Source organism: Paenibacillus sp. J31R30 (assembly GCF_059692115.1).
In genome coordinates this window covers 1-24,911 of sequence record NZ_JCAUAV010000017.1, presented here as the reverse complement: position 1 = coordinate 24,911, position 24,911 = coordinate 1, and the positions used below count along the sequence as shown (strand labels likewise).

General features: G+C 39.3%; 21 protein-coding genes and 1 riboswitch. Of the genes, 8 read left to right on the top strand and 13 right to left on the bottom strand.

The genetic code is table 11. From position 1 onward, the window contains the following. From AC58QO_RS30485 to AC58QO_RS30460, 6 genes are read left to right on the top strand one after another with little or no spacing between them, the layout of a single operon-like run. Entirely contained in the window at positions 1-1,194 is a 1,194-nt protein-coding gene (locus tag AC58QO_RS30485) for a DUF3880 domain-containing protein (RefSeq protein WP_497272244.1), read from the top strand. A 16-nt stretch (positions 1,195-1,210) separates the two neighbouring features. Next, on the top strand, positions 1,211-1,864 hold the full coding sequence (locus AC58QO_RS30480; protein WP_497272242.1) for a polysaccharide deacetylase family protein: 654 nt from the start codon (positions 1,211-1,213) through the stop codon (positions 1,862-1,864). Positions 1,865-1,882: 18 nt separating this feature from the next. Continuing rightward, the gene (locus AC58QO_RS30475; protein WP_497272240.1) at positions 1,883-3,067 is read left to right on the top strand and encodes a DUF3880 domain-containing protein; all 1,185 of its coding nucleotides are present in this window, start codon (positions 1,883-1,885) and stop codon (positions 3,065-3,067) included. A gap of 25 nt (positions 3,068-3,092) precedes the next feature. Continuing rightward, positions 3,093-4,289: a DUF3880 domain-containing protein gene (locus tag AC58QO_RS30470; RefSeq protein ID WP_497272238.1), complete on the top strand. Its 1,197-nt coding sequence runs from the start codon at positions 3,093-3,095 to the stop codon at positions 4,287-4,289. 43 nt (positions 4,290-4,332) lie between these two features. Next, a complete protein-coding gene (locus AC58QO_RS30465) occupies positions 4,333-5,976 on the top strand; it encodes a DUF3880 domain-containing protein (RefSeq protein ID WP_497272236.1) in 1,644 nt (547 codons plus the stop codon). 37 nt (positions 5,977-6,013) lie between these two features. Next, entirely contained in the window at positions 6,014-6,943 is a 930-nt protein-coding gene (locus AC58QO_RS30460) for a polysaccharide deacetylase family protein (protein ID WP_497272235.1), read from the top strand. 1,400 nt (positions 6,944-8,343) lie between these two features. Here AC58QO_RS30460 and AC58QO_RS30455 read toward each other — a convergent pair. Both AC58QO_RS30455 and AC58QO_RS30450 read right to left on the bottom strand, forming a co-directional pair. Next, positions 8,344-10,068 carry a sensor histidine kinase gene (locus AC58QO_RS30455; RefSeq protein ID WP_497272369.1) on the bottom strand — a complete coding sequence of 575 codons (1,725 nt, stop codon included), beginning with the start codon at positions 10,066-10,068 and terminating at the stop codon, positions 8,344-8,346. A 403-nt stretch (positions 10,069-10,471) separates the two neighbouring features. Then, positions 10,472-11,236 carry a LytR/AlgR family response regulator transcription factor gene (locus tag AC58QO_RS30450; protein WP_497272233.1) on the bottom strand — a complete coding sequence of 255 codons (765 nt, stop codon included), beginning with the start codon at positions 11,234-11,236 and terminating at the stop codon, positions 10,472-10,474. 376 nt (positions 11,237-11,612) lie between these two features. Here AC58QO_RS30450 and AC58QO_RS30445 point away from each other — a divergent pair, with 376 nt between their 5' ends. Continuing rightward, on the top strand, positions 11,613-11,855 hold the full coding sequence (locus AC58QO_RS30445; RefSeq protein ID WP_497272231.1) for a type II toxin-antitoxin system HicB family antitoxin: 243 nt from the start codon (positions 11,613-11,615) through the stop codon (positions 11,853-11,855). A gap of 159 nt (positions 11,856-12,014) precedes the next feature. Further along, positions 12,015-12,104, bottom strand: a riboswitch (cyclic di-GMP riboswitch). Between the two features lie 241 nt (positions 12,105-12,345). On the opposite strand, the gene AC58QO_RS30440 is transcribed toward AC58QO_RS30445, so the two are convergent. The 7 genes from AC58QO_RS30440 to AC58QO_RS30410 all read right to left on the bottom strand — a co-directional run bounded on the left by AC58QO_RS30440 (position 12,346) and on the right by AC58QO_RS30410 (position 17,911). Next, entirely contained in the window at positions 12,346-12,603 is a 258-nt protein-coding gene (locus AC58QO_RS30440; RefSeq protein WP_497272229.1) for a type II toxin-antitoxin system HicB family antitoxin, read from the bottom strand. A 71-nt stretch (positions 12,604-12,674) separates the two neighbouring features. Next, positions 12,675-12,956 carry a hypothetical protein gene (locus AC58QO_RS30435; protein WP_497272227.1) on the bottom strand — a complete coding sequence of 94 codons (282 nt, stop codon included), beginning with the start codon at positions 12,954-12,956 and terminating at the stop codon, positions 12,675-12,677. A gap of 1,328 nt (positions 12,957-14,284) precedes the next feature. After that, positions 14,285-14,698, bottom strand: a complete 414-nt coding sequence (locus tag AC58QO_RS30430; protein WP_497272225.1) for a C40 family peptidase — start codon at positions 14,696-14,698, stop codon at positions 14,285-14,287. Then, on the bottom strand, positions 14,699-15,346 hold the full coding sequence (locus AC58QO_RS30425; RefSeq protein ID WP_497272223.1) for a hypothetical protein: 648 nt from the start codon (positions 15,344-15,346) through the stop codon (positions 14,699-14,701). A gap of 232 nt (positions 15,347-15,578) precedes the next feature. Continuing rightward, positions 15,579-16,541 carry a PIN domain-containing protein gene (locus AC58QO_RS30420; protein WP_497272221.1) on the bottom strand — a complete coding sequence of 321 codons (963 nt, stop codon included), beginning with the start codon at positions 16,539-16,541 and terminating at the stop codon, positions 15,579-15,581. Between the two features lie 277 nt (positions 16,542-16,818). Further along, positions 16,819-17,502 carry a hypothetical protein gene (locus AC58QO_RS30415; protein WP_497272219.1) on the bottom strand — a complete coding sequence of 228 codons (684 nt, stop codon included), beginning with the start codon at positions 17,500-17,502 and terminating at the stop codon, positions 16,819-16,821. 16 nt (positions 17,503-17,518) lie between these two features. Then, on the bottom strand, positions 17,519-17,911 hold the full coding sequence (locus tag AC58QO_RS30410; protein WP_497272217.1) for a PadR family transcriptional regulator: 393 nt from the start codon (positions 17,909-17,911) through the stop codon (positions 17,519-17,521). Positions 17,912-19,309: 1,398 nt separating this feature from the next. Here AC58QO_RS30410 and AC58QO_RS30405 point away from each other — a divergent pair. Then, positions 19,310-20,347: a C40 family peptidase gene (locus tag AC58QO_RS30405; protein WP_497272216.1), complete on the top strand. Its 1,038-nt coding sequence runs from the start codon at positions 19,310-19,312 to the stop codon at positions 20,345-20,347. Positions 20,348-20,969: 622 nt separating this feature from the next. On the opposite strand, the gene AC58QO_RS30400 is transcribed toward AC58QO_RS30405, so the two are convergent. From AC58QO_RS30400 to AC58QO_RS30385, 4 genes are all read right to left on the bottom strand, one after another. Next, on the bottom strand, positions 20,970-21,215 hold the full coding sequence (locus tag AC58QO_RS30400; protein WP_497272214.1) for a hypothetical protein: 246 nt from the start codon (positions 21,213-21,215) through the stop codon (positions 20,970-20,972). A gap of 1,342 nt (positions 21,216-22,557) precedes the next feature. Further along, positions 22,558-22,854 carry a hypothetical protein gene (locus tag AC58QO_RS30395; protein ID WP_497272212.1) on the bottom strand — a complete coding sequence of 99 codons (297 nt, stop codon included), beginning with the start codon at positions 22,852-22,854 and terminating at the stop codon, positions 22,558-22,560. Positions 22,855-23,315: 461 nt separating this feature from the next. Next, the gene (locus AC58QO_RS30390; RefSeq protein WP_497272210.1) at positions 23,316-24,134 is read right to left on the bottom strand and encodes an ADP-ribosylglycohydrolase family protein; all 819 of its coding nucleotides are present in this window, start codon (positions 24,132-24,134) and stop codon (positions 23,316-23,318) included. Positions 24,135-24,217: 83 nt separating this feature from the next. After that, positions 24,218-24,571: a hypothetical protein gene (locus AC58QO_RS30385; protein ID WP_497272208.1), complete on the bottom strand. Its 354-nt coding sequence runs from the start codon at positions 24,569-24,571 to the stop codon at positions 24,218-24,220. Positions 24,572-24,911 lie beyond the last annotated feature (340 nt).

Here is a 24,911-nt window from a genome sequence, read left to right as displayed (position 1 = left end):
ATGCGCATACTATTTCTAGAAAGTCACCCTATGTGGGTACACGGCCTTCCCAATGGATTCCGTGACGCGGGACATACGGTACTAATTTCCGGATCGCTTACAGAACAGAATATTCCAGATATGATTACTCACTTTCAGCCAGATCTAATCATTTCAATAGGATGGACTGCAGAGCATACACCCCAAAAACAAAAATGGGTTCGTAGGTACATGCAACAATTCAAAATCCCCCATGTGTACTGGGCCACGGAAGATCCTGGATATACGTTAACCTTCTCATTACCTTTAATCAAAACAGTAGAACCAGATTTTGTATTTACCATTTGTCCGGAACGGGTGGAATTTTATAGATCACTAGGCATTAATTCGGCAAGGATGGACTTTGGTTTCCACCCCAGCGTGCACAATTCTACGGACATTGTAGAACATTACCGCTCCCCTCTCGCCGTTGTCGCTAAAGCTTATCCGCAGCTTTTTGCAAAATACCCTGAGCACTATCGTCTAACCACTTCCATGCACACGTTAATTCGTCCCCTGCTCGAGAAAAATATAAGGATCGATTTTTATGGGCTTTATTGGGATGAGATGAAGCCGTATTTAGGTATGGATATACCTCAGGATTGGATTCATGATTATGTCCCTTATACAGAAGCAAACAAAGTGTATAGTTCATCTTCAATTATTATAGGATTGCAAAATCACCCTACCCAAATGACACAGCGGACATATGAAATACTTGGATCCGGAGGATTTCTGTTGACCAATGACACCCCTGAAATTCGGCGTGTGTTCACCCCAGGCCACGATTTGGTCGTCACTTCTTCACCTGAAGAAACTGTACGTCTAGTGCAGCATTATCTGAACCATCCGAAAGAACGAAGTCAAATAGCTGAGCAAGGCAAACTTGCCGTTGCCAAGCACTCGTATCGTCACCGTGCGGAATATATGATTGAGGTATTGCAAGAACAGGGGATTTTCAGTGGAAACAAAAAATCATACGACTTGAATGCAATCGAGCAGGTTCTCCATGAGGACATAACCAGTGGAATTTATACCGTACGCCACGGGGATACAATGTGGAGTATCTCACACAAAGTTAATCTCTCTATAGATGTAATAAAAAGCTTAAATGGACTGAAATCGGATCGAATTCATGTAGGTCAATTACTTAAAATTCAACCAAGTCTTACATGACGAAAGGAGTCTATATATGCTAGCAAGCAAAGAGAATCAAGAAAAGCTCGATAATACTAAAATTATTTATCAAAGTCCTAAGCAAATCGCTTTAACCTTCGATGATGGCCCTGATCCGGAATATACGATAAGAGTGCTTAATATGTTGTCTTACTACGACGTGAAAGCAACTTTTATGTGTGTAGGAAATCTTATTTGCAAACATCCTCAAGTTCTGAACCAAATTGTGAAAGATGGGCATGTCGTTTGTAACCATAGTTGGGATCATCCCTATTTGACCACCTTGTCTCTTACTGATGTACGTGCTCAAATTAAGATGACAGCGGACGAAATAAACCGGGTTGCCGGTATTAAACCACGCTTGTTTCGACCTCCTTACGGAGATTTGAATCAAGATGTTATACAGGTAATAGCCTCACTTGATAATTCGATCATTTTATGGAATATTGACAGTTTGGATTGGAAAGAGGAGCTCAGCGGACCACAAATTGCCAGCAACATACTTGCCGAGATTAGTCCTGGATCAATAATTTTACTACATTGTCAAGGCAAGGCTACAGAAGGCACCCTTCAAGCGCTTCCGTATGTAATTGAAATTTTATATCGTCAAGGCTACTCGTTCGTAACAATTCCGGATATGCTCCACATTCCAGCTTATCATTCAGATTAACCCCTCGGAGGTGATTATATGCGTGTTTTGTTTTTGGAAAGTCACGCTATGTGGATTCACGGACTTCCGAATGGATTTCGGGACGCTGGACATAAAGTGAAAATATCTGGTCCACTTACCGAAAAGAATATACCACAAATGATATCTGAATTTTGTCCTGATCTTATTATAAACATGGGCTGGGGGCCTGAAAACACAACCATTGAACATCAGAAATGGATTCGAGAGCATGTAACCGCAAGTAAAATACCACAAGTATACTGGGCTACAGAGGATCCGACCCATACTCATACGTTTACAATGCCGTACCTAAGAAACGTTCAGCCTGACTTTGTTTTCACCATTTGTTCTCCAAATGTTGATTATTACAGATCTTTAGGCATAAAAGCAGCCCATCTGGATTTCGGCTTCCATCCCAGTGTTCATTACCCTTCAGGCATCCATGCTGCATATCAGAATTCGGTTGCTGTTGTCGCCAACGCGTATCCAAAAAAATTAAAGATATATCCGAAGCATTATCGTCATCAATCTCTACGTATACTCCTCACCCCCCTGCTTGAAAAAAATATACAGATTGATCTTTATGGGCGATATTGGGAGGAAATGAAGCCTTATCTAGGTACTGATATTCCGCAAGAGTGGATTCACGGATATATCCCTTATACCGAAGCAAACCAAGTATACAGCTCATCTTCGATCATATTAGGATTACAAAATCACCCTACCCAGTTGACACAGCGGACATATGAAATTCTTGGATCCGGGGGATTTCTTCTGACCAATGACACTCCTGAAATACGGCGTTTGTTCACCCCGGGACAAGATCTTGTCGTTTCTTCTTCACCTGAAGAAACTGTACGTCTGGTGCAGCATTATCTAGAACATCCGAAAGAACAAAGGCAAATAGCTGAGCAAGGAAAACTTGCAGTTGCCAAACACTCGTATCGCCATCGTGCGGAATATATGATTGAGGTATTGCAGAAGGAAGGGATTTTCGAAGGAAATAAAAGCACGTACAACTTGAATGCAATCGACAAAGCGCTCCATACAGATAACAACAGCGGATTCCATATTGTACGTACTGGAGATACATTGTGGAGCATTTCAAAAAGATATACGGTTCCTATCGATCAAATTCAAAAATTAAATGAACTGGAATCGCACTGGATCTTTGTAGGTCAGTTTCTTAAAATATTTCCATAGATGTTATTAATGAGGTGTAGCGATTATGCGAGTTCTGTTTCTTGAGAGTCATCCTATGTGGATCCATGGGCTGCCTAATGGATTTTGCGATGCCGGACATAAAGTAATGATCTCTGGTCCGCTGACCGAATTGCATCTGATAGATATGATTTCGATATTTCAACCTGAATTGATCATTACGATGGGATGGACGACGGAACATACGCCTCAGAAGCAGCAATGGATCCGCAAATATAGCCACGAGTTTGCAATTCCCCATATTTACTGGGCAACGGAAGATCCTACCTTTACACTAGCTTTTTCTCTTCCACTGATTCAAAATGTACAGCCTGACTTTGTATTTACTATATGTGCAGAAAGGGTGCCGTTTTATCAAAAGCGGAGTATTCGTGCTGCCCATATGGATTTTGGCTACCATTCCAATGTTCATTCCCCTACGAATATTGTGGATAAATATGAAAGCAAAATTTCGATCGTTGCAAATGCCTATCCACAGGTCCTCGAACAATACGCGGATCATTACCGCCATACCTCTCTACAGACGCTCATAGTTCCACTACTACAAGAAAAAATACACATTGACTTTTATGGACGTGATTGGGATAAAATGAGCCATCTCCTAGGGGTGGACATTCCGGAAGATTGGATTCACGGATATTTGTCCTACACGGATGCCAACAAAGTCTACAGCTCCTCAGCCATCATCATCGGTTTGCAAAATTATCGGACACAAGTAACGCAAAGAACGTATGAAATTCTCGGCTCAGGCGGATTGCTATTAACAGACGATACACCAGCCATCCGACGATTGTTTTGTCCTGGCAAAGATTTAAACGTGTCTTCATCGCGTGAAGAGACACTCCGATTAACACAATATCTTCTGGAGAATCCTGAAGCGCGCCGGCATATAAGTAACCACGGACGAAGAGCAGTTTCTAATGACACCTACCTCCATCGAGCACATTATATTCTTCAGAAACTGCAGGATGAAGGTATACTGACCCAAATTAGTTCGGAGAAATCAGGTGGAGAGCTTGTTCATTATACCGATTATATTAGAAACAAGTATGAGTATCATATCGTGATTCCAGGAGATACACTTTGGGAAATATCAAGAAGGTTCGGTTTGTCAGTCAAACAAATTAAAGAAGCTAATGGACTTACATCCGATATTATTTATGAGGGAGAGTTTCTCAAAATTAGAAACAGAACATCTTCATAGTTCTGTACTTATTGCTTATCAATGATCGAATGAGGTGGGAACAATGCGAGTATTATTTCTAGAGAAAAGTCCGGTATGGATATATGGCTTGCCGAACGGATTCAGTGATGCTGGACATCATGTGATGATCTCAGGTCCACTTACCGATACTAACATTCCTTGTATAATCTCTGAATTTTGCCCGGACTTAATTATCGTAATTGGCTGGGGACCTGAACAAACGAAACAAAAGCAATTATTGATTGAAAAATATGTTCACGAAGCTTCAATACCGCTTGTTTACTGGGCAGTCGAAGACCCGGCATTCCTCGAGGTCTGGTCCTTGCCATTGATTCAGACGATTAAGCCAGATGCTGTATTCAGCATTTGTCCTTCTAGTGTAAATGTTTACCAAAGCCTTGGAATTCGCGCTTTTCACATGGATTTTGGCTATCATTCAAATGTACATTTCCCTACAAATATTGTAAATAAATATCATTCCCAGATCTCGGTCGTTGCCAACGCTTATCCTCAAGTTCTCGAAAAATACCCTAACCATTTCCGCCACACTTCTCTCCAAACACTAATCCTACCACTACTGCAAAACAATCTGCGTGTTGATTTCTATGGACGAGATTGGGATAAAATGAGGAATTTTCTTGGAATGGATATTCCTGAACAATGGATTCATGGATATTTACCTTATACTGAAGCAAACAAAGTCTATAGCTCCTCCTCCATCATCATCGGTTTACAGAATTACGAGACACAAGTAACACAACGGACGTATGAAATTCTTGGATCCGGTGGATTCCTCCTGACAAGTGATACCCCAGGAGTAAGGGATCTATTTACACCTGGCATTGATCTGGGCACTTCTAGCTCGGCAGAAGAAACCTTAAGGTTAGTGCGTTACTACTTGAAACACCCGGATGAGCGAGAACAAATCCGGAGGCAAGGTAGAAGAGCTGTTGAAGCAGATTCTTATCGCCACCGGGCTGAACAAATGATTCAAGCTCTGATCGAGCATGGTGTGCTAAGAGAAGATGCAGCCTCCGTAAGCGGTGAAGGAAAAGTAGAAAATTATTTTGTAAGTGATAATGAAAAATATGAAATATATCTGGTCTGCCCTAGTGATACGTTATGGAAAATCTCTAAGAAGCTCGGTGTCTCCATAAACCAAATCCGGCAGTTGAATGGGATCATAAATGATACAATTTATACAGATCAATATTTGAAAATAAGAAGTAAAACAGATACGGAGCTCCTGTCTTTTGCGAAACAGGACATCTCACAGCAAGTGTCACCAGAGATTGCTAAAATGTTGAGTAAGGCTAGCGTCTTATTAAATTTGGATATCAAACTTCTTTATGGAATTGCCTTTGCAGAAACTAATATGGGTAAAAATAATACCGTAAGCAGCGCTGGGGCATACGGCATTATGCAGCTCAAACCAGAGACTGCCGAGGAAATGGGCGTAGACCATACCAAGCCGTGGCCAAACATCCTTGGAGGTTCAATGTATATTAAAGAACAGCTAATAGAGTTCGGCGGAGATGTATCCAAAGCTCTAGCAGCATATAACTGGGGACCAACCAATGTCAAAAGGATAGTGCAAGACTATGGTTCTATCTGGTTAGAAAATGCACCGGAGGAAACGCGTAGGTACGTAATAAAAATATTAACATTCATGGAAATCGTTCAATAAATCCCTCTTACACCTGAATTCCGTGAGGAGTGTTGTAATGTATTATAAAGTCGTTAGCGGAGATACACTCTGGGACATATCACAAAGGTTTGGTGTCCCTATCGAACAGATTCAACAACGTAATCATATGCAGACACACCTCATTTACCCATCACAGCTTCTGATTATTGAAATACCAGAAGCGGCTGAAGATGAACTGGCCTCAAGTCAGTATAGGGTTCGCCTTAACGATACATTATCGTTAATCGCTCACAAGTTTGCTACGAGCGTTGAGAGATTAAGGTATTTGAACGGATTGAGCACTGATTTAATTTATCAGGGTCAAGTCATTAAAGTGAGGAAGAAAGCTCCCTCTTCTTCAGTTCCCCCTTCTCTTCTTGTCGTCAAGGGAGATACCAATCGAAGACAAATTGCACTTACCTATGATGCCGGTGGAGATGCCGGCGTTTCATCAGAAATTATGGATATTCTTAAAAAGTATGGGGTGAAATCGACCTTTTTCTTAACAGGTAGATGGACAGAAGATTTTCCAGAGCTAGCTAGACGTATTGTTTCTGAGGGGCATGAAGTTGGCAACCATACCTACAACCACCCTGATCTTACAAAGCTATCAGGCGAGGAAATTACTGATCAGCTTGATCATTGTGAATTTGTCATACATCGTACAACATCCGCGATGGTCTCTCCTCTATTCCGTCCTCCTTTTGGAGCATGGAATATCGAGGTTCTTCAAGCTGTCGGCAATGCCGGGTACCCAAATTGCATTTATTGGAGTATTGACACGCTGGATTGGCAGCATCCTCCTGCAGAAAACATCGTTCGACGCATTTTAGAAAAGGCCGGAAACGGTGACATCGTTTTAATGCATCTGGGGGGACATTCTACAGGTTATGCTACGGACCTGGTAATCCCACAATTGCAAGCTAGAGGCTTCGATTTGGTAACAATTAGTAAAATAATGGATTGAATGAAAAAAAACTTGATTCACACGCAACATGATCTGACTCATTAGAATAAGGTTGCTACCGTCGATATTTAATGAGTTCTGTATGCACGATCGATAGGAGCGGTGCGATTACAACCGTCAGCCCCATTCCCTTACTATCTACTAGGATACCGAAAATAGGTACACTTTTACATTCAATCCTGCGACCTGCCGAATCAACAAATGGTGCATTGAGCCATCTTTCTATATACATCAGTACACATGGCTCTTTTGAGTGTTTTCTCACTGTCTCCAACCGTTGGAATGCCAAGCCCTCGCGTTCCGCCGGATTTTCATGAGAGTGCATTTGCACATGCAGCTCGTTGTGCTGAATGCTGTAAAGGCATGATGTTTCGGAAAGACCATCTAAGGAAATAAGACGGCGTGAAACATACATCATCCTATTGTTCTTCAGATGTCATTAGCAATAAAATGTTAATAGATACTGTATTAGACGAATGGTAGCATAAAGATTCACTACAATATCGCCCGGCCCATTCCTTTTGGAGCATAAACATTAAGCGGAGGAAATCAATCCTCCGCCCATTTAAGTAACACTGAACACTCCACATGTGCCGAGTTGACAGGGAGTACAGGCAATTATGGAATAGTATTTGCTCACTGAAGGGCGGTAAGTAACCCGCTTCTTTTTTAAACTTTACTGCATCATTAAAGACGTGTGATGTAGTTTTAGTTTATCCAATATGCTTAGTTCTTCTTGCGACTACGACACCATTTTCCGCGGAAACATAGCTTGTCCAACAAAACTACATCATTTTGTGTCCACAACCTCGGGTTATCGCCTAGAAGTGCTTCAATTTTTCGTCATTAGATAGCAAAAAACTCTGTATATCCCTACTGTGCGGTGAATGACCTTTGAATTCATAAGGTACTAGTTCAACTTGGAGGACATGCCAATATGGCATGCAACCAGCTGCCAATATCATTATATCGACATCGAATTTATGCTCAAGCTTTCCAAGATCCTCTAGGACCATCCAATAATTTTGTGGGTCGGTGGTTTTAGCGTAATAGTTTATCCTTGATATGCGGACCTCGGGGATTCGAGAGCAAATGTTCTCTTGAACCTATACTTCTTTCCAATATTAGGACAATTGGTTAGTGGTTTATAGATATAACTGTTTACTTTTTGTTCAAATGGACTTTGATGCGCTCTACACGATCACCGTTCCGGCCAATATAGATTACTTCTCGCTCGTGTGGGATTTCGTATCTGACTTCTCCAGATTCTGAAAAGATTAAAACGTTCGGATTTACCATGTTTGAACACCACGTTCTGTTCTTTTAGGAACTCACAATTTTATGCTCTCCTTATAATTATCTTCTGAGGAGTGATATCCACTAATTCTATGATTAGTAGATTAATAGAGAGCCAGCTGCATAGTAAACCGGTTTTCACCGTTCTCATGCGATACATTAATAGTTCCCCGGTACTTTTTTGTTAGTCGCGTTACAATAGCCAACCCAAGTCCACGGTTCTTTCCGCCCTTTTTTGTCGAAAAACCAGATTCAAATATTCTATTCACAATTTCATCAGGAATGGGATTGCCTGTATTAGTTACGTTGATGTCAAGCAGACCGTCGTGTATCGCAACTTTAAGCTTAACTCTCTTTTCATTAGAAGAATTGTCCATAGTAGTTGCTTCAAAAGCATTGTCGAGCAAATTACTAATAATTTTCACAACTTCAGTAGCTTTAATCGCGCTATTACCAAGCTCCTCCATGGTATCGAGTTCGTGTTCAAAGGCTATTTTTCTATCAACCGCCTGTGCGGCCTTTGCTTGTATTAGAGCACAAAGCGCTGGATTATCGATTTTAATAATATCGTTAATTTCAATGGTTTCTCCAATAATCTCTTTTGCGTATGTCTTTAACTCTTCCAATTTTCCAAGCTCAATTAGAGTGTGAATTGTATTGACATGATTCGTAAAATCGTGTCTTTGTTCTTTAATAGAGTTGAATAGTACATCAATGTTGCCTGTATATATCCCCTGAGCGTCTAATACAGCTTCTTCTTTGGATCTTTTTACCATCTTAAGTGTAAGAATAAGCACGAATAAACTAATAATGGTGACGGCCAAAATAATTAAAAGTAAGTTCACTTGTTGTTTAAAAAGCGTGTTTTTTATTGTTTGATAATCAGTGACAATACAGAGAAGTAATTCTGCATTGTAGGGTCCCTGAACTATATTTTTTAAAGATATGTATGTTCTCATTATTTCTTTACCTTCAACTTTAGTGAAAGTATTGACTTTCTTACCGCTTTTCAGGTCGTTGAAGTCAGAGTTCGTATTATTTGTAACTACATCCGGATATGAATACTTACCAAATTGTACTTCGCGTTGTTGATACCAATTTGGATCCATAGGTACTTCTTGCTTTTGTTCATCTATTAGATGCTTTATTACACCGATCTCAATAAGCCACTTATTTTTCTCAACCAGTTGGGTTATTGTTGCATCAACACCAGTAGCTTTTCTAAAGTTAAGTAGGTGAGTATCATGTACATAAGGATCTATAAGATAATTAGTTCCGCCATCATTATAATAACCCCATTTATCAATGTTTTTTGTATTTGTAGATGATGTATCAAATGGACCACTCCAATAATGCGGGAGAAACTGTCCGTATTTAATTAAATCTCCTTTCTTCGCTTCATGATTATCGAGCAGTTGATTAAAAGCTGGAAACCATCCATCTGTCCAACTTTTTGTACTCATTCCTATCTCCTTGGGATCTGTTGAACGATATCCAACAATATCGTCACCCTGTCTCTTTAATAGAGTAATGCCATCTATCAATAGTTTGTTTTTTATTTCAACAAGTTTTTCATTTTCAACTTTTTCAATATCTGCGGGAAGTGCATATTGCGTAGCCACTGCAGCGGTCCGCAAGTTTAAGCCAATCATATCCTCGAATAGTTGCTCGCCTTTGCTGGAATTTTGTATTGCAGTAGTCATACCATTTACAATGGTTGAAATCTTTTCTTCCTGTTGTGAAACAAGTGCACTTTTAGTCGTGTAATAGTAAGTAACATTAATAGCAGAAATAATTAATATTACAAAAGCGATGTATACAATTGTCATTCTTTTCAACGTAAATTCCCTCCAGTACCTTTTCCATGTTGTAATTAATAAAATATTTGTTAGAGAAAGGAGAAAGATTATTTCAAATGTATTCATTTGGGATATTTACATGCAGAGCGAAATTTCATATAACTTGTTCCCTATGAATTTGAATCATGTTTTGAAGAGTATGATTGGTTTGCATTTAGCATCTGTTGTTAACGCATGACAACAAATACAATAGGTTGTTTGCACGTTGTCACCTCCGATTTTTGTTTGCTTCTCGTGATGTTGTTCTGTCTCCTAAAAGCCAATAACTTTGTCCTCTCCTATTGTCTTAGCTGAATAGCGGGACTTGCTGTATCCTATGCACAAAGGAAAGAAGCCTTCAAGTCTTACTTTAGCTCGAAAGCTTTCTGCTATTTTATATTAATTCAGATAAGCGGGCATACCATGCCTCAAATTCTTTTTTATTTCTTCTTGATAAATCCACTTCAACATCATTAAAGTCCATTTTCACTTTACTTTTACCAAATACAGATGTGCACGGGTATACCATTTTTATATACTTGAAGTTTATCAAGTTAGATTGATTTGGAGAAAAGACATTCTCAGAGCATTGGGCTAGAATGTCCGTTAGTGGTGTTGAAGTTTCAATTTCAGACAATTTATCATCAACAAACACCTTTACTTTATGCATGCCCCTGAGTTTTTGGGCATATATAAGTTTATTTTCATTTACCAATATGGTTCTATAATTACTTTTCATTTCAATAATCTTGCCCGGTACTGCTTTAGTAAACGAACTGTCTCTTTCAATGATTGCCTTTGCTTTCTCTACCGCCAATGTAAGCCGTTCAAAAGTAACTGGCTTACTTACAAAATCAATACAATTCATTTCAAGGCCGGCGAGCACCAAACTATAGTCTTGCGTTCCCGAGACCACAATTAGATACGGATTAATCCCCTTATCCAGTATTCTCTTGTACGCAGTAATCCCGTCTGTTCCTTGAAGACCTATATCAAGAAACACGAGATCTGGTACGAACTTTTCGCAATCTTCAATAAACCATTCTCCCGATCCTGATGTGCTTAGAACTTTAAGATCCAGACGCCTGGCATATAACTCTAGCTTTTCACGATCTATTTCCTGATCTTCAGCAATTACGACAGATAGTTGTTTATTCATAGACAAGACCTTCCTCCAGCTGCAAATTAAACTGGAGCCTCAATCCATCGGTTTCCACATGAATTCTGAGCATCTCTGAATTGTTATCTACCATATAATGACCCTCCTTAAATTTTGGTTTTATAGGCAATTCGCCTTGATAATTTGGATGCAAATTCCCACGCTTTCTTTATGATTATTTATTGTTTCTTTGTGTAATTTTTCTTGTTTTGATCGCATTCGACATATATCGACATAATTTTTGCTGCATAGGCTTAAAATTGCACCATATAGGCATTTTGCAACTTATGTCCTAGATACGGGATATAATTGATGTATAGTTAGTACGAAACAACTACAAAAAATGCACCCGTCATCAATAGGAGGAAAAAATATAATGTCTATGAACTTTACTATTTTACTTGAAGAGGATTTTGCTCAAAAAAATTTTGCAGCGTATGTACCTGAACTCCGTTTAAATGTGGTCGGTGATACAGAAGAAGAAACATTAGAGTGCATTCGTGATCTAATCCAAATTCAACTTGAGAAATCACCAAATCATAAAAAATTCTCCTCTAAAGTTGTTACCATACAGGTGGATTTCGACGCTACACTTAAAGCCGTTCAAGAAGCAGTTTAATTAGCAATATTCATTGAAACCTTTAACCATTCTTCGCCGCCTGCAGCAGAGCAAGCGGTTTTATTGCATTTAAAAGTGAAAATGAAAAAGGGCAGTAGGCAATCTTCCACATTTGTTGTTGTGGGAAGCAGCCTAATACCAAAGGTAGAGTTAATGTACTTCGGCAACCAGGCTGCCATGAATTCTTTGAGGAACTTTTGAGCAAAAGCTTTGCGTCCTTACCTTTCAGTAAGTTTGCCATATCAAACATCTACATAAACTATAGAATCCCGCTCCTATATTGAATAAATTGGTAATATATAGTTCGTATTTACTATAATATCACATTATTCGACAAATGGAACAAGGATTTAAGGCAATTTTTACCGAAAATATGGTATTTAGTAGTAAAATCCGCCTAAAATACAAGGCGGATTTTATAAATTTTGACTGTTCGAGATTTAAGATTTTCCATCAAATCTCTCAAGTAATTTCACCACAAAATCCGCGGTCACTTTGATAGTGATGGGGAAATCACAGGAATTGTAATACTTAAATTCAACATCGTAGCCGTGCTATCCGATGGAATGCTCCTGCCTTGCATCAGACGTGTCTCAATTTCCATCAACAGCAGATCCTTCGCATTCTTGCAAACGTCATCCCACGAATAGCCGTGCACGCCAAGTCGCAACGCTGGGATATATCCAACATAATCACCTTGTGCTTTATCTTCTTCAATTAATACTTGGAAACTTTGCTCGTTCTTCATAATTTGCCCTCCTGAATGTTAGTGATATTGTTCGGCCAAACGGGCAGCCTAGTCAGAGATTAGAAGTAGGATCATGTGGTAGTCCACACAAAATTGCTTCTATTCCCCTCAAGATGTCCGTTATTACACGACGGATAATAGGAGACGGTTTGTAATAGGTGAGTGCCGTAGCTATAAACATAGCAGGCAAAAGTACCAGAGCCGCTGTTACTTTCCATCATCGCTGTATCGTTAATCTCAAAGTCCAAACGGAATTTAGGGCTAACAATGACTGTTTCAACAATGTCTCTCATCCTAGCAACTAGTTTCGGATAATGAACCTTATTTACGTTTCTTACTTTGAATATAGACATAGAATTGCCTCCTAAGTATTTATTCTATATGGGACCTCTGTCACTAAAAGAGGGTAAGACTCTTGCTCCGGCAAGTTTGTCGTTAAGCTGGACTGATTGATACGCATTTTCCAATAGCTCCTCTGTTTTAGGCGCAAAAAAAGACCAGAGAAAACAAAAAAAGCGGACCTTAATAAGGTACACTTCTGTTCTCCTGGTCATAATTGCTAATTATGCAGCATAAAGTCTGCCTGCAAGCTCGTTCTTCGCACGAAAATGTATCGGCGTAGAAAAATCTGTTGATTCAGTAATAAATTTAGTATAACACATCTGCTTATTCTATTAAAGAAAAACATAGATGGCCCCATGTTCGCAACTGAATTGGCGTGCTCTAAAGTCCACTGTTGAGGTAATGCGATATCATAACATTTGAGTGATCAATCTCCATGCCTATACCGCAGTGTTATTTCTATTTATATACGTGGGTTGCAGCAAGCATTGAAGTATTACCGCTTGCATTTTTGGGCTAGATCTTGCGTTTAGTTTGCGTTATATGTTGTATATATGTACCATCAAAATTTTCTCAGTAACGTTAAGCTCATTCCCGAGTTCACTGTTACTTGTCCATTTAAACGATTTTTAATTGCAGGATTTCGACCTACCTTCTCGTGAGGTTATAGCGTTTCCGAATTACTTCAAAGTAATGATTCATTGTGGTTCCTGACTGCAATAAAGTTCGGTCGATCATAGCATAAAACTGCTTTCAAATCAGGTAATATTACACCATGGCGAAAAAGGACGAAATAAACGAGCGCGAATGTTAACATAATGAACCCACCTTCAACTACAGAACACTTCATCGTCCCTGTGATCATAAGATCCCATTTCAAACGCCATATAAACGGAGGTAGAGGCTTAACCCCGTGATTCGTCAATGAATCTGCCAATAGATGAAGCAGATAAGTTTGGCCACCGGCAATCTGGCTTTTTATTCGCTCTTTCCTCTAACATTCATTGAAATCCCTTGCATTTTACTTCGTGCCGTGGCACTGAACGATTAATCTGTTGTTTCAGTTGCAGCTGTTGCATTTAGCATCTTCTACTCGTTTATTGGGTTCATTTTCACTTACAATGATAATTGATATTGAATCGAGACTGGATAATTAAATGGAACTTTATTTTTTCATACTTAGGTTCTATTTGTGTAATGTGCTGTATATGGGTAAAAAAAATAGAGCTGCAGATGCAGCCCATGTTGGTTAGCTAAAAAATTATTCTACAAAACGATGGCGAAGACGCAGTAACTGTTTTTGTCAGTTCCTAGTTTTTTCATCTCAGTCAGTGGCTCGTCACGGTTGCGTTCTCTTCTTGGGAAGCGGAATAACTCTTCTCGCGAAGAGATATGTCTTCTTCCAATGCGCTTTGTTGAGGTTGGTCAAGAATACATTTGAAAATGGGATGCAATGGATCATTCGTTGATCCCCAGCGTAGATACCTACATGTCCAACAATATCCTTCGTTGGATGCTTATCAGGAACGTAAAAGAAAAGGAGATCGCCAACTTGCAAGTCAGTTTTATCAATTTCAATACCTTGTTGTGATTGTTGTATGGTCGTACGTGGTAGCTGGGTGCCATATTTGGCGTACACATTTTGGGTGAAGGATGAACAATCCAATTGTAACCGGGATGGATATTTTTTATACTGCATGCCGATGAATCGTTTGGCGTATCGAACAATCTTCATTGAACTGGAACGCTTCATTTAATCAAACCACTTGGTATACGAAATATCTGGCGTACTTGAAGTTTTATTCTTATTTCCCCTACTTAAACACATACTGCATTCTCCAGCCATATACGAAGTGTACTTTCCTGATGGGTGCCGATATCCTTCACGGTGAAGCCAAGCATGTTGAAGTGAACCTGCAAGCACTAAAGTAGATACACTAGTATTCGATAAATTTGTTGCATTGATTGTTACGGTAAGTGAAGCAGTTTCAGGATCTGAAGCATTAACTCCCTTGATTGTAAAAGACCCAGATTTCTGATACATGATGTAGGCTTTCGCCGCGCGGTTAAATCCATTAGCAGCGATCATTGTAGTGAACCCATCCATCTGAACCGCTGCTGCTGCTGCTCCATGAGCTAGCTTCTCCTCGAACCAAACTGGGGCTAGATTAAACCGTGCGTATTTATTGACACAACTCTGATATCGAGAACGGGCTGCTCCATTGTTCAACTCATCAAAATGGCCAAACCATTCTAACAAAACTATACCGATCATCTGCTTTATCCGATTAGTTTGTGCCGTTGTAAACCGTGTGTCCACGTAAAATGTCATTGTTGACGGTAATGCAACAGGTACTGGTGCGGTTGGTACGGTCACTTTAACTGTTTTATACGTTGCCATATTGTTCATCCTTTCCAATTCAGCATGATAGATTAGTGTATGCATCAATTGGTGGCGTGAACTGTACAGGGTAAGCCAAAAAAGGTCACCACGGTTGCTTCCGATTGGTGGCCTTCTATGTTCAGTCAGTCTTATACTACAAAGCGAACCGACGAATTCAATACCTTTGTATATACAGGCTAGAGTGGTTCTTGATAAAGCACCCGTTCGAACTAAGTCGACGGCATTCGCGCTAATAAAAACCAGGTTTATTTGATATGTCTAAAACCTTAAGTCCCCTAGTTCTTGCTGTAATTCTCGCATTGGTGTCAAATGAAACAAATAGTACGGATGCACGCTGCTTACCTTGTTCTTCGAGATATGCTGCTATTATTCGATCATCCGCACTAGCTGGTTCCAAATTTTGTTGTGCCATAAACTTATTATCATGCATAAGTATTTTCAATCGATTGGATTCCTTTTGCATTTTTTCAATTCCGTTCGAGATTTTTCTGGCTACACCACTTAATTTCGGGTCTTTTTTTTTCTTGTCTAGTTCGTTTATTACTGTCGTTGTTAACATGAATGAACAATGCGGATTTAATTCCTCAAGCAACATCGGATGTTTTATGAGTACATTTGTATCAAAACATAATTTATATCCGTGAGAAGCGAAAGAATTAAGTGTAGCAATAAAGTTATTCGCATTTACCAATATCTGATCTTCTTCTCGATCTATTGCAGCACCAATTTTGATCGGAGCGTCTAATGTTAATTTAGCGGTTGTTTTATTAGTAGCGGCTCTTCGAGCTTGTGCAGCAAATAGACCACCGGAAAGCAGACCACTTTCGGCTGCGTTATCCATTGATTTTCTTAACACATCAATAGGTCGACTCACTTGATTAATTTCTTTCTTCGGTGTAAAACTTCGAAGAGGATCTACTACCAGGTGCCTAAGGGACGTATGAGCTTCGGATACCGTATTCCTCTTGAAGTAAGAATTCGCCTGCCGAAGTACTTCTGAATCAAGTCGCATTTGAATCCTATCTTGATGGGATTTTTGCTTTTTCTTCTTTGCCACTCGAAATGAAGAGTAAAAGGAGATAAACCATGTTATCAAAAGACCAAGAGTTACCCCCACTAAAATTAAAGAAAACCAAAACCAGATGGACCACTGGGAATATTCATTTATGAGTTCAGCTAAAAAACTTCCCATTTAACACCTCCTTGAAGTCGTGACATATGTATCACTACTTCGCTTAGACAGTGTACTTATCCTTTTTATCTCAATTACTTTGAACTCATAGCAGAAGCTCAAACCACTCGTCAACTAAGCAAAAATTGCATCGCGGTCAATACAATGCCTAAAAAAGTTATATCTCGCGTAAATTTTGTCACTTCTCATTCTGGAAATCAACAACCACAAAAATCACATTTCAACCACAGCTGACTTTTAAGCATTTACCTCGAAAGCTCTCCCCCAAACATCCAAGTTATTTAGACTCCACACTTGTCCGGCGCAATTCAAAACCTCTACGCAATTCATCAGACAACTTACGTTTCATATGTGACGGCAAGTGATCATAGCAGTAGGTCATCTTTTCCCTGTTCAAATTAGGGACTTTCCCAAGCACATCCCACTCGTCACGCGTGAGCTGTGTTCCGCAATTGGCAAAGATACAAGTACGATCAACCTTTGCGTTTGGTTGATTTTGTAAGGAATCAATGTTGGTCTCGGCTGGAGCGGATTGAAGCAAATGCCGAAGTGCGGGATTACCGCCCCAATCATTCTTATTAAATTCAGCTAAGTCAGACCATCCTAATTGCCAAGTATCCAAGCATTCACGGATCGCTTCATTTGTAGCCTGGTCAACCTTATTGGAAAGTTGTTTCGCCTTTCCTCCCGCTTCCGTGCTGATTTCGGCGAATCCGACCCCTTCGCGGTGATGCTGACCTATCGTTACGCGTGCAATCACTTTGACATATCCGTGAGGAATGTTAATCTCAACATCGCGAATTTCAAGATCCCAACGTCCGCCTGTCTCCCGCTCCACGCGATCGGTATAGACTTGATTTGGGATATAGGCACGATCATTGTCCTGGCGTCGTTGGACAGTGCCTTTTGGGAATCTCGCTTTAAGCCGCTCGATAACCTCTAGATAGTTAAACTCTTCCAAATTGGATACCCCCTTACTATAAATTCATCTTCCCGAATTTACCCATATAGTTATCGAAGAGGGTGTACACCCGCTGCGCCATCTTCACTCGATCTGGCAATTCCCGAAGCAAACTCTTGAAATACTCCTCGCCAGAATCAGTAATCTCGTAGAAACGATTATACCTATTGTCCCCTTCCCATCGCCGTGTAACGTGGCCACTCTCAGTGAGTGTTCTTAATCTCTGACTGAAGTAAGCGTCGTTAACACCAACTCCGTCTAGGGTTGTAGTAATAAACTGTTCCATTTCGCTGTGATAGCGGCGGCCATTCATTAAATCAGAAAGAACGATAAAGTCGATAACTTGTTGAACCTTGACAACATTGCCAAATGACTCGGTTTTTTCGATAGGATTTTCATTGCGCGGCATACACGGCACTCCCCTCTAAATTTTCATGATCATACATCTTCAAAATTGTAATTACCTCAATATTCAAACAGTGTTCATGTTCTTGTCACTAGTCCCTTGCAAAAGCAATCCTGCAGGCGATCGATCTTTACTTCCAAAATTGTAGTTGCAAAGAGTGCAAGGGTAAAAAATGTGACGAAGGCGAATGAGGTAAAAGAGGGTTTCGGGGACCGCAAGGACCTCAGGGTGATATCGGGCCTCAAGGTCCTCAAGGAACTTCAGGGTCAGGAGTTACACCTGTATATGGTTCTCTCTATGAACCAGAATTTTCAAATACAGCATCTTTCAATACCTACGTGTGGTTTTCTATAGCCGGTCCATCCTGAGGAACTATTCTTGACCTTAATGATGGTTCGATAACAGTAGAAAGTCCTGGGTTATGTTCAATAACATTTTCAACACAGCTTTCAACGGAAGCACAACCTGGAGCATCCGTATTAATTTAATCCTACCAATATAGCAGATATTCGATATAATTATGACAGCTCTACGATTGCAGATTTATAAAACACAACTACTGTTTCTAAAACAGCTCTATTTCGATTAAATAATAACGACTAAGTACAGATACTAGTTAATACCGTATTTGGGAATCTTAAGTATTCAGGTGCCTCGCTAGTCATAACAAAAGTGGATGATTAACCTAATTAATTGTGTTTAAAAGCTTTGGGGTACAGAACTTCCAGAGCTTTTTTCTTTGTAATTTAAACATTCAACCTGTAATTATAATCGTAGACCATTCCCAAGAACCTCAATATTCAGCGAATGTTCATCAGAACAAGCTTAATTGCCCTGTATTAAAATTCATAAGCAGTATCACGTAGAATTTCCTTCATATTTCCCATAATTATCTAATTATTTAGCCCTCGCAGGCAAGATACATAAGCATATCTTATTATATCCAACTGTGGAAAGGAATGATAAAAAATTAAATTAATACTAAATCACTTCTATGGGATTGTTTACCGAAAATCCAATAGAACCACAACCGTTTTAAACGGTCTTGCTGTTGCCCGAGGTCGTACTTTCATTATAATCAGATTTATGAATACCAAAGGAGTAGTTGTTTTTAGAAGACTTAATCATCACCAAATTATTAGATTTATCGCCATTGATGGTATTAAAGCAAACTAGTGTGGCAATTGCTAATAATTATACTCAGTTCGATGAAAATAAAATTTAATCGAAATATTTGTAATATAAAACTTGCAAATTAGTTTTCTTTAGCAATCACACATTCTATAGCCTTAGCCTGGCAGAATCAGTATTATATTTGCATATCTGCCTCCCTATTCGTTTGATTATATTATTAAGGTATTCAGTAATCATTTGATTGCACATGTATGGAGGCTCCCCATTATGACAAATACAAGTCCTAAGCCTGATATTTCTCGTGATATAATTCGTTTCGCACGTTCCTACAGAGGTAAACTCAGGTACTTATTTGGCATTAAAAATATTAGATCTTGTTATGGAGACTGTTCAGGTTTCTGCCAACATGTTTTTCTGAAATCGACTGGTATTGATATCGGTGACAATACTTCTATTCAGGTTAAAAAGGGAAAAAGAATTCCAAAAACAAATGCGCGTGCTGGTGACCTTGTATTCTTTAAAAATCTATACAGACCCGGTGTCTCCCATGTTGGGATAATTGCTAGGCCGGGTATATTCATCGGACTACAATTATCAGGATGTAATGAGCGTTCATATCTTAAAGGTTATTGGAGGAGGAAATTTATGCAAATTCGTCGTATGAATAATACAAATAGAGTAGTTGTAAGTAATAACCGTTTATCCTTTGTAAACGTTTATGCTGTCGTAACGACAGGAAACCCCATTTCAGATCAAAGTATAAAACTGGATTTACTACGTGCGAGTAAGATTTGGAGTAAAAGTGAGATTTCTTTTCGTTTAAAAAAAATAGTAAGACTCACAAAAGATTCTTTTGAATTTAAAGATGGTGAGTACTTCACGGGTGTTTTCTTAAATAAACAGCCCAAAAAAGTACAACGCCTAATAAAATTCAACCCACCAGGAAGCACAAGAAATGATGTCGTTGTAATATATATGAACTCCAAAACATTCCTCGACGTGCCTGCTAACAATTATACAAAAGGTGGAATTTTCTTTTTTAATCAAACAAAAGGTCCACGAACAGCAACTATTGTGATAGCATCTCGCTCAAAAGAACGTGCCCAAATGTTAGCCCATGAGTTGGGTCATGCATTATTTGTAGATCCTCGCACTGGTTTAGCCGTCAATCCTAGCCCTACCGGGAATCGTACACATGATACTGATCATAGAAATCTAATGTACTCAACACCGCCATCTAAGCCGTTAATTAATCGTGCTCAGATTGAAAAGGCTAAAAAGAGCACGTTGTTAAAAAATGTTTAAAGATTACAAGTGTTCGGAGAAAATAAAGTATTTTCTTAGTGCCATTACATGCTACCCGCGTATGTGTGTTAATTAATCGGATCAACACAACGTCAACTATTCAAAAGATGAACTTCACCCCCATTTGATACTCTTCATGTTTTTTGAGCTCCCTTGGTTCGATTAAGGCTTCTCACGTATGCGTTTATTTCAGGATTTCACCCATGTTAAAAAAATAGAAGGTTTAGAAGAGAGTCACCGAAATAGACCTTGCAACATGAAGGCGCACTGAAACAGAGGGCGATGTTAACATCCTATATATGTCCATATACTGCACACATTCTCCACACCGCCCCTGGAGGTCTTCACTCCCATGTCTCAACGGGTCATGGCCCTCTAATTCCTTCGTTACACATGTCCATGAGGTGGAGCCACAGTCTTGCTAACGTTACGGGTCTTTGCCATTTGGTTCAATACATCCGGTACACTCTCGTCCTCCTCCATTTCGCATGCACCATCTACAGAACGATTTGGCTGGATTTTTTTCTTTTCCGCACTCGCATGAATCTCTGCAAAGTAATAATAAGTTTAAATTTATAGGTTTTCTTCGTTCATCTCGGTTAACATGAGCCAATATATGGCCTTACATCTCCGGCAGGGGAGGAGAGGAATGGTCTATCGTATCAATCACGCCATCCTGCACGGCACCAACATCATTCAAATACATGTATGATCGTGTCCAAACATGCTTATAGGCAAACACGCCACCAGTCTCATACATGAACATATAGTTACTCATCACCAGTTGCTGCTGCGCGCCGGACAAATTCATCTTCGCAATCGCAATCAAAAGAGGATCGAACGTGTTCTCACCTGATACATTAATCATCGTAGTACACCTCCAACATACCGAATGTATATTCGTATACCCATATTATACCACACACACGAGTCTATTCAATATACTTGTTTACACCCATTCCAATTTGGCCCGCTTCTGCTACTTCTTTTTTCTTTTTCTTTGTTTATCCCCTTCCGACCATTTCTTCTACTCTTCTGTACCTAGAACCGAACCAAGAAGCAGAACTATACTTCTGCCACTATATCCGTGTTTATTCTTTTGCTCTTTTCGGATCAAGTAACAGAACTCCTCCCTACTCCTTCATACGTACCAAGTTACAGAATTCGAATGACCGGGGGGCCGCTCCGCGCGCTGCGCGAAAACCTTGTTTCAAAGGGAAAAACAAAAACCAAAGGGGAAGTCAACAGAAAAGTTAGTAGAAGAACATCATAGGGTGCAGGTTCCGACAGATCGTCGGTGGAAAAATTGAAGGTGAGAAGTAGGATTATTAAATATAATATAAATAGGATATAAATGCAGAAATGGGTTACGCGATGGCGAAACTAAGGAAGCGGGCTGAGGTAGGATCGTAAATAAATGAGCTGTGGCGCGGCAGCCGAACCTCCGAAAAGACGTTGTGCGCAGAGGCGCGAAAGTTGCAGGGCGAACATGGCAGTTGGCAGGGAAGATCACAATATGAGTGTAAACAAGTATATTGAAAAGAAGTGTATGACTTATATAAAGTTAACAGACCACTGCCTGACTTGTAGGCGGATAGAGTTGAATTCCTCGTAAGAACAGCCTACATTTGAAACTGTTCAATAGGTAGATTACATGATTAGAAGTGTTTATTTACGAATATACTCAAGAACTAGTAATGGTTTGAAACATACCTGGGATGTAGTAAAGCTATGGAAATATTCCGAGCAATTCCCTGTTCAAAAGAATCGAGATTAATTCAATTCGGGATATTAATCCTGATTGTTGGTTCCAACACACTGGAAGCACGCCAGTTCCTAGCATTCGCGCTGTGGCTTGGCATTGCTAGCGAATCATTAAAGCGAATTGGAGTATCCAATTATATTATCTACTGAAGTTCATTTAATTGACAGGTCACTTCGCGTTGCGAAAGCGATTATTGATGGACAGGATAAAATAGATGCAAGAATTGTTACGATCCCCCCCCCCCCGATAAGAGTGTAAACAAGTATATTGATAACGATTATTTCGAAAATATTGAGATGGCAGCCGATTTCGAAGAGAATCGACCACCGTCTCAAACGGAGCGGGACTTTTATCGGTTAAACTACACTTCCAAATGATAAACAAAAGAGGAGCTGCCGCGAAGCAAGCCCCTCAACTATAGTTCCTCGATAGTTGAATACGTTGTTTAATCTTGAGATAGATATTTCCAGTTGTCTTTGAGTACATTTTTAAAATCAACGTATTTGTTTACTATATCTTCCAAAGTCATTGCGATATCCTCTTTATTGCAAACTATCCTTGTTTCCTTGCTCATTTTCCAATCACAAAACCCTTGGTCAACATTACTAATCAAGTCCTCAACTAATTCTAAAACCTCATTAATTTTAACGTAATCAAGTTCTATTTCAGATACAGTAAATACTTTTATAATATTCTCCCTTCCATCTACATCCCTAAAACCCCACCTTTTTGAGGGGACCACCTTCTTACAAGTAAAATGACTGTCAAAATAATTAGTAACATGGAAGGTATTCCAACACCTATCATTACTACTGTAGTAATTAGGTCAATCCCGCGTTGAAAGTTAGCTGTCGATCCAAGAATGAGCCAGATAATCCCAGATAAATTAATAAAAACGGTGAATATCCAGAGAATCTTTATCCATTTAAGTAATACTTTCACCCTTCTAATAAGACTCTAATATTTTGTGTCACACACAGATTACTTTATGTTCCAGTTTCCTCTACTTTAACATAACATACCTATTTCGACGATATGCCCTATCAAGTTCTTCTGCCCGTTAGTTTAATGCCCCACGATATATTTATTATGTGACTTTGTTGGCAACCCGAGATATTCTTCGACTAGATCGGCAATCGGATCAAATAAAAAAGCCGCCATTTAAGCGGATATTAATCGGACTATTTTCTTGTCACCAGACATTTATACTGAAATGTTGTACTTGTCATTGAATAATCCAATTATTTGCCTTAACTTGAGATCGAGTCTTAGCATTACTTCGGATATAATATCGTTTGGTATTTCCTTATAGTAAGCATGTGCAATACCACCTGTAATACAAGCTATCGTGTCACTGTCTCCACCAATTGATATAGCCTTTCTAATCGCATCTTCAAAATCTGTTGATTCTAAAAATGCAATTATCGCTTGTGGGACCGACCCCTGACAGCTTGGATCAAAAGCATAGTTTGGCCTTATGTCGTCTAGTCTTTGCTTGAGATTATACTTGAATCTCTGCTGAATAAATGATTGAATTTCATCTTTTGATTTATTATTTCTCGCTAGAAAGACTGCACAAGCTACGGCTTGAGCACCAATGATACCTTGCCTATGATTGTGGGTTACTAATGCTGATCTTCTGGACTCAATCATCACTTCTTCTAAAGAGCTAAAGGCAAATCCTATTGGGGACACTCTCATAGCCGATCCGTTACCATAACTTCTGTATGGTTTGGGGTTGTTACTCAAAACCCATTCCTCAAACTTTTGACCATACCCAACGTTAGGATACCATCTAGCGTATTGCCTTAATTTATTAGCATATAATCTCTTGCTTGCGTAATAATCAAACAGTTTATTACTTTGTTTTTTCTTGTTTAGAATAGCATCAGCTAGGGCTACTGTTAAAACAGTATCATCTGTAAATCTCGTGAACCTATCATAGAGTTTAAACTCAGTAGATTTGGTATTATGCCACTCAAAGACTGAACCAATTACATCCCCTATAACAGCACCTAACATAATCCACCTCTTGCCAAAGCCTTATTAACTTTTGCCATATTCTTATTATTCGAGAAGAAACTAATTTTTCATTTAAGCTATCTCTACTCAGTTCTAGGATTTGTAAATAAACCGATAATTTCAATAATCTCGGCTTCAGCAACACGTCTTGGTCCCTCCATGAAATATCCTTTAAGTCCTACTTTAATGTCATGAATATGTCTTTCCTTTCGTGCTTTAGGAAATAATATCCACATTCTAGCGGTGCCTAATTCTAATACTGAACGTGTCTCATTAATAATTATTTCTCCGTTCTCATCTTCGAACTCTGGGTGAATGACTCTCAACTCAATCCCTGTCTTTAAAAAATCATCTTCTAAAGCAAAATCACTTCTATATCCTTGTCGAGGAAGTATTTTCCTACCTCCTTCTTCTTGCGTAAAAAATCTATACTTCACTTTAAAATCAGGTGGAAACCCGCGAATTACTTCATTCGATATCTACAAATGAATACCCCCAAAAGTGTTTTATGAAGTTATTCTCTACATTAGAAATATTTCCTTTATTTGTAACTAACCTGCCCGTTACTTGAATGAACAAAAAAAGAGCTTCGGCGCAAGCTCCTTCACTATCGTTCTCCGTTGGCATAAGCATCTGCTGCTGCGATAACTGAGAGTCAGTTGATCTATACCGGCTGCCACGTTACATTGGATATTTAGCTTTCGTTCCAGTATAGGTTGTTTGATTTCCAGAGAGGTGTTACTACTTATCTCATAGCTCTGGAGGAGTTGGTACCTC

Bases quoted from the DNA above. Each gene is read 5' to 3' on its own strand.
- AC58QO_RS30485 (WP_497272244.1), top strand. From the start codon at position 1: ATGCGCATACTATTTCTAGAAAGTCACCCTATGTGGGTACACGGCCTT.
- AC58QO_RS30480 (WP_497272242.1), top strand. From the start codon at position 1,211: ATGCTAGCAAGCAAAGAGAATCAAGAAAAGCTCGATAATACTAAAATT.
- AC58QO_RS30475 (WP_497272240.1), top strand. From the start codon at position 1,883: ATGCGTGTTTTGTTTTTGGAAAGTCACGCTATGTGGATTCACGGACTT.
- AC58QO_RS30470 (WP_497272238.1), top strand. From the start codon at position 3,093: ATGCGAGTTCTGTTTCTTGAGAGTCATCCTATGTGGATCCATGGGCTG.
- AC58QO_RS30465 (WP_497272236.1), top strand. From the start codon at position 4,333: ATGCGAGTATTATTTCTAGAGAAAAGTCCGGTATGGATATATGGCTTG.
- AC58QO_RS30460 (WP_497272235.1), top strand. From the start codon at position 6,014: ATGTATTATAAAGTCGTTAGCGGAGATACACTCTGGGACATATCACAA.
- AC58QO_RS30455 (WP_497272369.1), bottom strand. From the start codon at position 10,068: ATGACAATTGTATACATCGCTTTTGTAATATTAATTATTTCTGCTATT.
- AC58QO_RS30450 (WP_497272233.1), bottom strand. From the start codon at position 11,236: ATGAATAAACAACTATCTGTCGTAATTGCTGAAGATCAGGAAATAGAT.
- AC58QO_RS30445 (WP_497272231.1), top strand. From the start codon at position 11,613: ATGTCTATGAACTTTACTATTTTACTTGAAGAGGATTTTGCTCAAAAA.
- AC58QO_RS30440 (WP_497272229.1), bottom strand. From the start codon at position 12,603: ATGAAGAACGAGCAAAGTTTCCAAGTATTAATTGAAGAAGATAAAGCA.
- AC58QO_RS30435 (WP_497272227.1), bottom strand. From the start codon at position 12,956: ATGTCTATATTCAAAGTAAGAAACGTAAATAAGGTTCATTATCCGAAA.
- AC58QO_RS30430 (WP_497272225.1), bottom strand. From the start codon at position 14,698: ATGAAGCGTTCCAGTTCAATGAAGATTGTTCGATACGCCAAACGATTC.
- AC58QO_RS30425 (WP_497272223.1), bottom strand. From the start codon at position 15,346: ATGGCAACGTATAAAACAGTTAAAGTGACCGTACCAACCGCACCAGTA.
- AC58QO_RS30420 (WP_497272221.1), bottom strand. From the start codon at position 16,541: ATGGGAAGTTTTTTAGCTGAACTCATAAATGAATATTCCCAGTGGTCC.
- AC58QO_RS30410 (WP_497272217.1), bottom strand. From the start codon at position 17,911: ATGCCGCGCAATGAAAATCCTATCGAAAAAACCGAGTCATTTGGCAAT.
- AC58QO_RS30405 (WP_497272216.1), top strand. From the start codon at position 19,310: ATGACAAATACAAGTCCTAAGCCTGATATTTCTCGTGATATAATTCGT.
- AC58QO_RS30400 (WP_497272214.1), bottom strand. From the start codon at position 21,215: ATGATTAATGTATCAGGTGAGAACACGTTCGATCCTCTTTTGATTGCG.
- AC58QO_RS30390 (WP_497272210.1), bottom strand. From the start codon at position 24,134: ATGTTAGGTGCTGTTATAGGGGATGTAATTGGTTCAGTCTTTGAGTGG.